We start from the raw sequence: 11,442 nt of genomic DNA, 5'->3' as shown, positions 1-11,442 counted from the left end.
ATCAGGCAAAAGAATCGACTTATTTACTCAGGATCACAAGCTGTTTTCAAACCATTCACCCATGATTTTGCCGGCAGCTTGGTTTGCGTTTTAATTTCGTCAGCGCGTTCATACAGAGCCGGAAAATCAAGCTTCTGTCTATGTTTGAACGCAATTGCGACGACATTGCCATCATGCACTTCAGGCAAACACAATACCTCGGCAAAGGCAAAGCGCAAAGCTTTCAAATTTTTGGCGTAACTAGGATGGTCACCAAACAGATTGACCGTTAACATGCCGTCTTCTTTCAGGCAGGCGGCACATGCCTGGTAAAATTCCGGGGTATCGAGTACCGGGCCCTTGGCAGTTGCATCATACAAGTCAACCTGCAATGCATCGATCGTATCGTGATTGCTTTCATCCATGACAAAGTCCATCGCATCCATTTCACGCACCTGCAGACGTTCGTCGTTCATCGGTAATTTGAACATGCTTTCACAGATACTGATGACGGAGGGATTGAGCTCTATTGTGGTGACGCGTGCTTCCTCAAACTGGCGGTAACAGAATTTGGTCAGGGCACCGGTGCCCAAGCCAAGTTGTACAACATGCTCAGGTGTGGTGTTGAACAGCATCCACATCATCATCTGTTGCGCGTATTCGAGTTCAATACTATCTGGTTTGCGCAGACGCATTGCACCTTGAACCCATTCAGTGCCGAAATGCAAAAAACGCACGCCGTCGAGTTCAGATAAAGTGACTGGAGCGAATTTGGGTTTGCGCGGAGATTTTTTGGCAGAAGCTGCCTTCGGGCCGGTGCGATGGTTCGCTTCGGCTTCTATGGATTTACGTTTGATTAGCATGTGCTTATTTTACCTTTTGCCCTTCCTTAAAGCAAAATGTAGCAGCGGGGGATCATCATTTTTGGTAGAGCTTACTCTGATTCTTGCCTGATCTTCCGCCAAACAAGTAATTTTTGTTCAAACGTCTGCATTGCGTTGGCGGGTGACGAAGAGGGTAATACCAGTGTGCTATAACCATGATCATCAAAATAGGCTTGTATTTTTGCTGCTGTTTTTCCGTTAAAGCAAACGCGTTGCAATCGCGGATATTGATTTCTTAGGGCAACGAAATCATTGAATTGACCTTCCCTTATCGCTGAGTCAAGGCTGCCCTGGCGTTGGCAGCTTTTAAAAACGTCCCACAAACCTATTCCTGCTGATAGTAATGCATCTAATTTGTGCCTATATTCAAGTACCATCAAATCTTCTTCTATCACGTCCGACATCAGACGCCAGAATTGATTGTGACGAAATCCATAATATTGTTGTGATTTGAGTGAGGCGACACCAGGGAAGCTCCCTAAAACGAGTGTATGTGCGCGCTCATCAATGACAGGTGCGAAGCCCGATAAACTGGCATCGTAGTCGGTGTACTTTTGATCGTTTTTGTCGGTTTTGGGCATAACAAATCGTGAAACAATGAAATTTTGATGAAATTTTGATGAAATTTTATCTGGCATTCAAAAAGAGCATAATAAATTGATACAAAATTGCCTTGTAATTGCCTTTTTTAAGATGGCAAACCGATGTTCATTGTCGCAGTATGATAAGAAACGCTACAAAACAGAGGAACTTTTTGCTTAGTATGAGATCATAAGTTAGTGTTAAATACATGCCGATGCATTATTTTTAAATGCTTGAAACAAGGAGATAGCGATGCAAAAATTATTGATGGTAGCGCCAATTGTTGCCGTTGCTTTGTTGAGTGCGTGTTCGACACCTTCGAATTCAGGGAGCGTTTATCGCGCAAACCAAGCGCAGTCTGAACAAACGGTACGCATGGCGTATGTCGACTCTATACGTAACGTAATGATCGATAAAGGCCAGACGGGTGTTGGTACTGTTGCAGGTGCTGCTTTGGGCGGAATTGCCGCTGGTTCGAATATTGGTGGTGGAAACGGTGCTATTGCCGCAGGAATCGTCGGCGCCCTGGCTGGTGGCATTATCGGTCAAAAAGTTGAAAACAACATGAGCCATAAACCTGGCCTGGAAATTACTGTGCGCCTCGACAATGGCGAAATGAAAGCAATCACTCAGGATGCGGATGAAGCATTCAACATTGGTGAGCGTGTACGTTTATTGTCGAATGGCAGAACCACACGCGTTACTCACTAATCGGTCGAGCTGGTAATGTTAGTGATGATTCAGCCAGCATGTCTGGCTGTTTTTGTTTGTAGTTCCTGTCTATGAGTTATCGCTTAATGTTCGATTTATTGCAGGAGCGAGTAAATAAGGAGAACTGAAATGAAAAAAATTTTAATTGCGTTAGCATTCGCTAGTGGTAGCTTGTTGAGCAGTTTTGCTGGCGCTGGCGAAGTCAAAGTAACTTGGCAAGATCCTGATAAATATTCTGATATACGCCCAAGCAATGAAAATCGTGACAGTTTTCGTGCGGGAGTGTTTAAAGAGTTGGGTCAGGTATTCGCTGACCTTGGAAAAAAATTACCGGACGATGTGCAGTGGAATGTTACTGTGACCGATCTCGATCTCGCTGGTGATGTTCGCCCTATGATGCGTCCTGGTGGCAATGATATTCGTGTCATTAAGGATATTTATTGGCCACGCATGTCGTTTAATTACACGATGACGGATGCTAAAGGGCAAATTATCGCGCAAGCGACGGAAAATATTTCTGACATGGGGTTTATGACGTTCAGACCAATTAACGCCGGCAATTTTCCATACGAAACCAAAATGATCGAAGACTGGTTTCAAAAACAGTTGAAGAGTAATAAGTTTCCATTGAAGTAGTGGTTAGTTTGTACACGCTTATGCTAGGTAAAGTCGGGCTGTAGCTTCATTCGCCTGTAGATTTTTTACAAAATACAGTCCGCAACCTGGTGACCCTGCCCTCAATTTAGAAGGTTTTCTCTGGCTTATTTTTTTGAAACAATTGTGCGTCAGCCCTCTTAATTTATTTATCCAACTTTATTTGTGTAAAGTGTGGTTTTAAATACAATTTGTTCTTCTTTTTTAAATAAAAGTCTTTATATTCAATAAGTTGTAAGTAAATATATTTGAGGAATAAAAAAGGCCTATTCTTTTCTCAATCCACAATAAAAAGATGGAGACTTAAGAGATGAACGACATTGTTTTTCAATGCGGAAAGAGCTTCAAGGAAGTGGAGCGGATCTTAGTAAAAAATATTTACTCAGGTTTTCTTGAAGGTGTTGCAGATCAAAAAATAAATCAACACCTGGTTCAGCAATTTTTGAAAGATGTCGAAGATAGCTCTGTTAATCAAAAGCCCCATTTATTCTTACAAAAAAACAAATCCGGTGATGAATGTTCTGCGCTACCAGCATATGCATGTGCGCTGAGCTTGCGTAGTAATGAGCCAGCCAATAATCCAAATTACCTGATGTCAGTCGCGACTTTCGTCTGGTTTCAGCATCAGAATCCGCTGACCGATGGTTTTGAAATCGTCAATTTGGCTAAAACCTTGTGCTGGAAAGATGTGGCGAAAGATTTGAATTGGTAGATGTTGTTGTCCGATGCGAGATATTTCAATCGAATGCTTCGAGACCTCATTTGATCGCACTTCGTAGTACTAACCCGCGCTGAGCTTACTGTTTGAGCAAAATTGGCGGGTTTGCACCCGCCATTTGAAGCATAAAATTACGGTTTAATCTTATTCAATAGCACGTCGATCATCGCCGCGGTTTGTGCATCGGGTGTACCGTCAAATTTTTCCGGACGATATTTCATTTGAAAAGCAATAATCACGTTCTTCGTTGCGTCGTCCAAAATGCCGGTTTGCGGGATTTTATAGCCAATTTTAGCTAGCTTTTGTTGAAACAATTTAACTTCAGGTAATTGCTGCTCATACAGTGGTTGCAATGCTAAAACTTCATCTGCGTTAGGCCACGGGATCAAACCGGCATCGGCAAGTTGCTTCCATGGGAAAAGTGGCCCGGGATCAGGTTTGCGTTGCGGCGCGATATCCGAATGCGCGAGGATGTATTGTGGACGGATGTGATAACGGGCAGAGATGTCTTTGACCAATGCAATTACGCGATCAATTTGTGCTTGTGGAAACGGAAAGTAAGCTCGTCCTTCGGGCGTGTCTTTGTAACCGAGATTGACGATTTCAATACCGATAGAACTGGCGTTTAAGCGACTGAAATCACGCCAGTCACTGTAACCTGCATGATAGGCCATGCGGCTTTCATCGACCAATTGCCAGACCTTGATCGGGCTCTCATTGCCAACCAGATAGTGGGCGCTGACATCCTGTGTACTTAGTACACGCAGTGAAGTCGCCTGATCAATCGCTGTGTAATGCAGGATGATAAACTGCACCCGGTCTTCCTGTCCTTTAGCAGCAATGCTTTTGTCTATTATTCTGTTTTCGCCGGTAGTGGCGCAGCCACTGAGCAACGCGGCAAAGAATCCGAGTAGTAAAAGTTTTTTCATGGAAGCGTTGTTGGTTAATTTGCGATATGGTGGATCATAAAGACAGCGATTGTAACTGCCTTGCAGCCAATCGCGCCGCAGAAAAATGGGCGTGACAGGTACTTTGTCTGAAACTGATTTCTGGCGGTAAATGTTGTTTGAGTGATTCGGCAATAATAGGGTGCAGTTCTTGTACTCTGCCACTCAAGGCTATGGGCTTATTACCAAAGCGTTTGCACATGGCGATGCCAAGGCGCGCTAGTTCTCCACCCGCACGTCTGAGAATATCTAAGGCAACTTCATCACTTTCTGCTGCACTGGCAACCGCCAAAGCGAGTTTGCCAATGTCGCCACGGCTGCGCTGGTAGATAAATTCTCTGGAATGGCTCCAATCATTACCACCGATGAGTTGAAAAATATTGCGTCCTAAGGCTGATTCACGCCATAGTTCTGGTTGCTCATCTTCCAACCGCCAGATGTGGCGTAAGGCTTCGCGCGCGATCCAGAATCCTCCACCACCATCATCCAATAAATAGCCTCTGCCACCTGCGCGATGGAATTTGGCATGCTCATCAATATAAGCAGCGATAGAACCCGTCCCGGCATAAATCAGGTAACCAGTACCAGGGCGGAAAATATCAAGGTAAGCGATTTCTATATCGTTGCCGACACGAATATGGTGTTCAGGTAAGTCAAAGATTTTTGCCAGCATACTTTGCAAATTGCCGACCTCACCACCAAAGCCCGTGATCCCAGCCCGCACGGTTTGTAAGATGCCATGGGTTCCAGCTGTTGCTGCCAGACCGGAGAAAACTTGCTGAAACGTGTTTTTTCCTTCCAGACTATTAAAGTACAACGCGCTTAAGCCTTCAGCGGTGCCGCTGGCGATGATTTCTTCATCCACACCGGCGAGCGCCCAACGGGTTTGCGTTCCGCCAGTATCAATGCCCAGACCCAAATGTGGAGGAGTGCTTATTTCCCTGACGGGGGGCGATGGTGGATGGTGAGTAGAGTTCATTCCGGAGGATAAATGCGGAAAATTGACCGTTAATAGAGTGTTGAACTAGTGTTGAACGAGAGTTGAGCAAATACCGAGCACAATTATTTACTAGATTGTAGACGCTAGCCAACTTTACGTTGATTCCAGCTTATTTCCGTTTATTATAGGGCGCATTCTGAAATGCTGTAAGGATCATAAGGATATAAAATTGTTAATCTGAAAAATTTTTAATCTGCGGCCTTTGTTATCTTCCACTCATTAGGAATTTGATGTTAATTAAAGGGGCAAAATTAAAAAGTATTAATAAAATCTTAAAAGATAGAAAAAATAGCTAATGAATAGTGCCGTACCAAATCCCGAAAAATTGTCACTCCCAATCTCAGTGAAAGCGTGGCGCTGGATCCCCTCTTTGTATTTCGGGCAGGGCATTCCTTATGTCGTCGTGATGACTTTGTCGGTCATTATGTATAAAAACATGGGAATCTCGAACGCAGATATCGCTTTATACACCAGTTGGTTGTATTTGCCCTTTGTGATCAAACCTCTGTGGTCACCATTAGTTGAGCTGTATAAAACAAAACGTTACTGGATCGTTGGCATGGAGTTGCTGATAGGTAGTTTGTTTGGCTTGGTGGTACTGACGATTCCCATGAGCAGTTTTTTTCAGGCGAGCTTGTTGATCTTCTGGTTGATTGCATTCAGCGCGGCGACCCATGACATCAGTGTCGATGGTTTTTATATGCTGGCGCTGGAGCAGCATCAGCAAGCAGCGTTTGCGGGCGTACGCAGTATGTTCTACAGGATTGCCATGTTGACCGGGCAAGGTGCTTTGGTGTTTCTGGCCGGCAGTCTGAAAGATATAACGGGGCGGGTAGAATTTGGCTGGTGCGTGGTGTTTGGATTATTAGCAGTCTTGTTCATCGGTCTCGCGGGCTATCACAAAGTGGTGTTGCCTCACCCGTCTCTGGATCAGGGACGTGATTCTACGAATCACACGTTCAAACAATTCCTGACTATTTTTAGTGAATTCTTTAAAAAGAAGAATCTCGTTTTGAGCATCGCTTTTTTGTTGTTCTATCGCTTTGGCGAAGCGCAGTTAATCAAAATGGCACCGCCGTTTTTATTAGATGAAATTGTAAAAGGTGGGTTAGGCTTATCGACCCAGGCGGTAGGTATTATTTATGGCACTGTGGGGATGTTGGCGCTGACTGCTGGTGGCTTGTTGGGTGGTGCAGTTATTTCACGTTTTGGTTTGAAATCCTGTTTGTGGCCGATGGCGCTGGCGATTAATGTGCCACATCTGGTGTATGTCTATCTGGCGCTGGTTCAGCCACAAAATCTTCTGCTCGTTGGCTCAGCTGTGGCGGTAGAGCAAATGGGTTACGGCTTTGGTTTTGCGGCGTACATCTTGTATATGATTATGTTTGCCGATGGTGAGCATAAGACCGCGCATTATGCGATTTGCACTGGCTTTATGGCTTTAAGTATGATGCTGCCCGGTATGTACAGTGGTGCCTTACAGAATATGCTCGGTTACTCACACTTTTTTATCTGGATCTGTTTATCAGCAATACCAACATTTATCGTCACAGCATTGATCAAAATTGATCCGAAGTTTGGTCGGAAAGTGTAGTGAGCCTGCTGTGAGCCTGATAAAAAACTTGCTTGATGATGGAAGCTATCGCTTTCAGAACAGTTTAAATTGGCACGTTATTTAGCGTGTCTGGATGGGACAATAGAATGAAATTTCGGGTTTTATGTATGCAGGGTTTCGCTGCGCTAACTTTAGTCAGTGCCGCGCTGGCCGCTACGGCATCGCCGCTCAAAACTTTGCATGTACTTCTGACAAAGCAAGAGAGTGTAATGGATCCGGCTGTGGCTTCTGACATTGCGACAGCCAGTATCAATGAAAATATCTTTGAACCGATGCTGACTTACGAGTATCTGGCTCGCCCAGTCAAATTAAAAGCCAATACCTTGACGGCAATCCCGACCATCAGCGATGGCGGCAAAACTTATACCATGCATTTGCAACATGGCATCCTATTCACGCCAGATCCGGCATTTCATGGGCAACCACGTGAATTGGTTGCGGAAGATTATGTGTATTCAATCAAGCGCCTGTATGACCCAGGACTGAAATCGCCTTGGTTGTTTATGTTTGAAGGTAAGTTGCTGGGTGATGACAAACTGCGCGCTGATAAGCTACTTGCCGGGAAAAAATTTGATATTCGTACGCCAATTGCTGGTATCCAGGCGGTAGATAAATACACCTTACGCATTCGTTTGAATGCACCGGATACTAATTTTTTATTCATCTTAGCGACCACGGCAAGTGGCGCTGTCGCCAAAGAAGTGATAGAAGCTTACGGCAATCAAGCTGGCAATCATCCGGTAGGAACCGGGCCATTCATGCTCAGTGAGTGGCAGCGCAGTTTTCAAATCGTATTGAGTAAAAATCCCCAATATCGTACAACCGTATTTGATGAAGCAGCGGGAAATGATCCCGTCTCACAAAGCGTCGCGGCAAGTTTAAAAGGTAAAAGTGAACCTTTGGTCGATAAGGTAGAAATCACTATTGTTGAAGAAAATCAGGCAAGAATTTTAGGTTTTCTGAACCGTCAGTTTGACGTTTTAGAACAAGTACCTGCACCACTGGCGGAAATGGTACTCAAAGATGGTAAGCTCAAGCCAGAATTGCAGCAGCAAGGCATACGACTCAACATGTTTCCGACATTGCAGACCTACTACATGTGGATGAACATGGACGACCCTGTGATAGGCGGTTACACGCCAGAAAAGATTGCCTTACGACGTGCCATTGCGCTGTCGTACAACAGTAAAGAAGACATCAGCCTGATTGAAAAAGGCCTTGCGATACAGGCACAAACACCGTTGCCGCCGAGTGTACTTGGTTATGATGCGAATTTCGTCAGCCCCGTGCAATATGATATTCAACTGGCGAATGCATTATTGGATAAATTCGGCTATCAACGCGGTGCAGATGGTTACCGTACGCTGCCCGATGGCAAGCCTTTGCAATTGCTGATGCATTCGGAAGCCAATGCTGCCGGGCGTTTGCGCGAAGAAGTATGGCGTAAAAATATGGATGCCCTCGGGATACGGATACAGTTCAAAACCGATAAGCATTCTGAAATTATCCATGCTGCACGATTAGGTAAAGTGCAAATGAATGAGCTGGATTGGATAGCTGATTTTCCCGATGGCGAGAATTTTTATCAGCTTTTATACGGTCGTAATATTGGCCGGGCAAACTATGCACGTTTTAATTTGCCAGCGTTTAATCAACTCTACGAGCAATCGCAGACTATGGCAGATTCGCCTGAGCGCCGAAAGATTTACCAACAAATGGCCTTGCTTTTACATGCCTACAATCCATGGGTATTGCGTACACATCCTTTGTCGGCAGACGTAATACAGCCATGGCTGCAAAATTATATGCGTCATCCTGTCAATTATACGAATTGGCGTTATCTGGATATAGCACCTGATGCCAGACAGAACAGTAAGAGATAGTGCTCATTCGCTAAATCTGGAAGTCGCTAAGTTGCCATGCTTTGACCAGTCACTTCTTTCGCTTCATATCCTTTTAAAAAAATCCATCCTCAGCACTTGTGATCTGAGGATGGATTACCAACTGACTTAGGATTGAAACTTTACTACGACCAAATTAGTCTGCAGCAACCAGGCTGACACCACTAAATGTTGCATAGGCGTTCAGCAATACATAATAAGTACCTGCTGCTGGGCGACTGATCGTGATAGTTTCAGTGGTTGTTGGACCATCGGATTTTTTCAAATACGATGTTGTGGTCGGTGCTGATCCCAATTTAACGTAGATATCAGCATCACCTTTGCCACCGCTGGTTTTAATCGTTAAGCTGGAACGACCAGCAGGTACGACAAACGTATACACTTTAGAGTTACCACTAGTCAGTGCCAAGCCTGTCACAGGAACACCGTTTGTCAATACATTGTTTGGTGGTGGTGGAGGTGGAGGAGTGACTCCGCCACCAATGACTGCTGCAAAGTTTGCCACGTTCAGACTACCAAAGCCACTTGCATAATCCCAACCTGAACTCGCGCTATAACCACCATTGCTTCCGGTTGTTACGTCGTGGAACATAGATGGATTCGCTGCCGCGTTTTGGTAAATAGCGCTCGCCGGAAATGGCAGACTATTGTTGTTAGCGGATTGAACGCGCGCCCAGAAGCCTGTGAACAAAGGTGCTGCCAAACTGGTGCCACCAATTTGTTGGTTGGAACCATTGACCAAGACCAAAGCGCCGCTGCTAGGATCAGCATCAAATGAAATGTCAGGTGTGCCACGTTTTGTCGAACCGCGCAGTACGCCAGAGTTGATTTGCCAGCTAGGAGCATTTTCTGTCAGGCTTGGCCCACCACCCGCACCACCGCTTGCACTTTGTTGGCAGCTAGATGCGTCAGTGCAGGACCAAACAGATTCAGAAGAATAAGCGCCATTGGTAGTATTGACCCGTGTGCCGCCAACGGAGATCACGTATGGCGATACGGATGGGTAGCTTTGGGAAGTACCAGGGCCACCACATTCATAGGCGCCAGAGTCACCGGATGATACTGAGAAGGTTTGTCCTTGTGCTACCGCAGATTGGAAAATCTGATCATTACTTGCCATGATGCCTGAGGATTGCGCATCGGTTTCGCATTCACCCAAGGACACGTTGATGGCTTGCGCTTTGTTGTCGCTGATGACGCGGTTGTAGGCGGATGTCAAATCAGCGTCGCTCAATGTGTTTGCTGTGTACAGTAACATTTGCTTGATCGTACCACCAGCAGCGGCGAGGGCGTCCTGGGTATCCATGTTCCATTCACCGACGCCAGCAGTATCTGAGCTTGGAGAGCCGATTGTGACGGTGGAGACATTGACACGTGGATAGCCAGCATTTGCCGTGAACGTGTTCAAGTCGGCGATAGTTTGTGTCATATCGCCCTGCGTAATGATACCGATAGTTGCATTGGTGGCGCTTGGCAGGCTGGTTGCGTTGTAGATGCCAGCGAACTCAGTTGGGCTATGGCCGACAGTGCTCATCGTATGTGCCATGGTCTTCGCATCCGCTTTGACCATCGTCGTATGATGCAAGTGCACGGTTTGCAAACCATGTACTGCTAAAACGATGTTGCTCAGAGATTGTGGCACCATGACGTCATTGACGTTGGCGTGTGCCGTGCGACCGCCAACATTGTAGGTATGCAAGTCCGTATTAAATGCATTCTTTACGGAAGCGGAAGAACCATCTGCACTCACCAGCATGTTGTTGGCTGAGACGCTGATGTTAGTGAAGCCATTTTGCTTGAGGTGATTGATGACCGCTTGCACTTGGTCTTGTGTCGGTGCATGGCGATACATAAATTCGCTACTGCTGAGTTTTTGAGTATTTCTTCCCGCCATGATGTTGTTGGTCAGGGTATCCAGTTCAGCTTTGTTACGCAGTTTCAAAGACACGACGACATGTGTCAGGCTACCCGCTTGCATTACAGCGATGTGACTTGCTTTGGTCGCTGGAACAACGGTTGCCTTAGTAGCAGTTGATGTCCAGTTTTCTGCTTGTGCTGAAATGCTTGTCGCAGCCATTAACATTGCTGCAATCGGAAGCAGGGTAAATTTACGGCAGTGTTTCATACTTCTCTCCAGATGAATAAAGTAAAAGTGGTCGTTGCCATTGGGTTTGGCACTAACCGGCTCAGGTGAAACAAGCCCTCTGAAAGAGGATGTCTTTCAAAGGATTTTGGCAAATCCCGACCCCACCGCACTCAGAGCGAGTGAAGTACAGGCGTGCCACAGCAACTTCAAGGTCGGCTTTGAATGACCTTGAAGAGATGTTGGTAATGTTTGAAGTACGCTAGGTGAGCGAGCAGGATGGCTCTAAGCGGGTTGCGCTTTGATGATCGACGGCGAGCCGCCATCGGGTCTTGCAGATGTTTTGGTCAGCCACTTTATTCTCCCTT

At 45.7% G+C, this 11,442-nt stretch carries 10 protein-coding genes; 5 read left to right on the top strand and 5 right to left on the bottom strand.

The window, feature by feature from the left end:
• Positions 1-23: 23 nt before the first annotated feature.
• Positions 24-842, bottom strand: a complete 819-nt coding sequence (locus H8K32_RS10770; protein WP_186912508.1) for a spermine/spermidine synthase domain-containing protein — start codon at positions 840-842, stop codon at positions 24-26.
• A gap of 71 nt (positions 843-913) precedes the next feature.
• The gene (locus H8K32_RS10765; RefSeq protein ID WP_186912507.1) at positions 914-1,444 is read right to left on the bottom strand and encodes a DNA-deoxyinosine glycosylase; all 531 of its coding nucleotides are present in this window, start codon (positions 1,442-1,444) and stop codon (positions 914-916) included.
• Positions 1,445-1,697: 253 nt separating this feature from the next.
• On the opposite strand from H8K32_RS10765, the gene H8K32_RS10760 reads away from it, so the two are divergent.
• The 3 genes from H8K32_RS10760 (at position 1,698) to H8K32_RS10750 (ending at position 3,522) form a co-directional block, all read left to right on the top strand.
• The gene (locus H8K32_RS10760; protein ID WP_186912506.1) at positions 1,698-2,156 is read left to right on the top strand and encodes an outer membrane lipoprotein; all 459 of its coding nucleotides are present in this window, start codon (positions 1,698-1,700) and stop codon (positions 2,154-2,156) included.
• Positions 2,157-2,285: 129 nt separating this feature from the next.
• Positions 2,286-2,792 carry a DUF3016 domain-containing protein gene (locus H8K32_RS10755; RefSeq protein WP_186912505.1) on the top strand — a complete coding sequence of 169 codons (507 nt, stop codon included), beginning with the start codon at positions 2,286-2,288 and terminating at the stop codon, positions 2,790-2,792.
• Between the two features lie 328 nt (positions 2,793-3,120).
• Positions 3,121-3,522, top strand: coding sequence for a hypothetical protein (locus H8K32_RS10750; protein ID WP_186912504.1), 402 nt, complete (start codon positions 3,121-3,123; stop codon positions 3,520-3,522).
• A gap of 137 nt (positions 3,523-3,659) precedes the next feature.
• Here H8K32_RS10750 and H8K32_RS10745 read toward each other — a convergent pair whose 3' ends face one another.
• Both H8K32_RS10745 and H8K32_RS10740 read right to left on the bottom strand, forming a co-directional pair.
• Positions 3,660-4,457, bottom strand: a complete 798-nt coding sequence (locus H8K32_RS10745) for an N-acetylmuramoyl-L-alanine amidase (RefSeq protein WP_186912503.1) — start codon at positions 4,455-4,457, stop codon at positions 3,660-3,662.
• Positions 4,458-4,491: 34 nt separating this feature from the next.
• Positions 4,492-5,454, bottom strand: coding sequence for an N-acetylglucosamine kinase (locus tag H8K32_RS10740; RefSeq protein WP_186912502.1), 963 nt, complete (start codon positions 5,452-5,454; stop codon positions 4,492-4,494).
• Between the two features lie 316 nt (positions 5,455-5,770).
• Here H8K32_RS10740 and H8K32_RS10735 point away from each other — a divergent pair, with 316 nt between their 5' ends.
• Both H8K32_RS10735 and H8K32_RS10730 read left to right on the top strand, forming a co-directional pair.
• Positions 5,771-7,069 (top strand): MFS transporter, encoded by a 1,299-nt coding sequence (locus H8K32_RS10735; RefSeq protein WP_186912501.1) that lies wholly within the window; start codon positions 5,771-5,773, stop codon positions 7,067-7,069.
• Between the two features lie 107 nt (positions 7,070-7,176).
• Positions 7,177-8,973, top strand: coding sequence for an ABC transporter substrate-binding protein (locus tag H8K32_RS10730; protein WP_246447274.1), 1,797 nt, complete (start codon positions 7,177-7,179; stop codon positions 8,971-8,973).
• Positions 8,974-9,127: 154 nt separating this feature from the next.
• Here the strand turns inward: H8K32_RS10730 and H8K32_RS10725 are convergent, their stop codons facing one another.
• The gene (locus tag H8K32_RS10725) at positions 9,128-11,116 is read right to left on the bottom strand and encodes a protease pro-enzyme activation domain-containing protein (protein WP_186912500.1); all 1,989 of its coding nucleotides are present in this window, start codon (positions 11,114-11,116) and stop codon (positions 9,128-9,130) included.
• Between the last annotated feature and the right edge of the window lie 326 nt (positions 11,117-11,442).

This window comes from Cognatundibacterium jejuense, from assembly GCF_014284255.1.
GTDB lineage: Bacteria > Pseudomonadota > Gammaproteobacteria > Burkholderiales > Burkholderiaceae_D > Undibacterium > Undibacterium jejuense.
Note: the sequence above shows the minus strand (reverse complement) of the source record. Positions and strands in the feature narration are given on the sequence as shown.

What these genes read in the sequence shown, in the direction of transcription:
- H8K32_RS10730 (WP_246447274.1), top strand. Translation starts at nt 7,177, where the DNA reads ATGAAATTTCGGGTTTTATGTATGCAGGGTTTCGCTGCGCTAACTTTA.
- H8K32_RS10755 (WP_186912505.1), top strand. Translation starts at nt 2,286, where the DNA reads ATGAAAAAAATTTTAATTGCGTTAGCATTCGCTAGTGGTAGCTTGTTG.
- H8K32_RS10725 (WP_186912500.1), bottom strand. Translation starts at nt 11,116, where the DNA reads ATGAAACACTGCCGTAAATTTACCCTGCTTCCGATTGCAGCAATGTTA.
- H8K32_RS10765 (WP_186912507.1), bottom strand. Translation starts at nt 1,444, where the DNA reads ATGCCCAAAACCGACAAAAACGATCAAAAGTACACCGACTACGATGCC.
- H8K32_RS10745 (WP_186912503.1), bottom strand. Translation starts at nt 4,457, where the DNA reads ATGAAAAAACTTTTACTACTCGGATTCTTTGCCGCGTTGCTCAGTGGC.
- H8K32_RS10735 (WP_186912501.1), top strand. Translation starts at nt 5,771, where the DNA reads ATGAATAGTGCCGTACCAAATCCCGAAAAATTGTCACTCCCAATCTCA.
- H8K32_RS10740 (WP_186912502.1), bottom strand. Translation starts at nt 5,454, where the DNA reads ATGAACTCTACTCACCATCCACCATCGCCCCCCGTCAGGGAAATAAGC.
- H8K32_RS10750 (WP_186912504.1), top strand. Translation starts at nt 3,121, where the DNA reads ATGAACGACATTGTTTTTCAATGCGGAAAGAGCTTCAAGGAAGTGGAG.
- H8K32_RS10760 (WP_186912506.1), top strand. Translation starts at nt 1,698, where the DNA reads ATGCAAAAATTATTGATGGTAGCGCCAATTGTTGCCGTTGCTTTGTTG.
- H8K32_RS10770 (WP_186912508.1), bottom strand. Translation starts at nt 842, where the DNA reads ATGCTAATCAAACGTAAATCCATAGAAGCCGAAGCGAACCATCGCACC.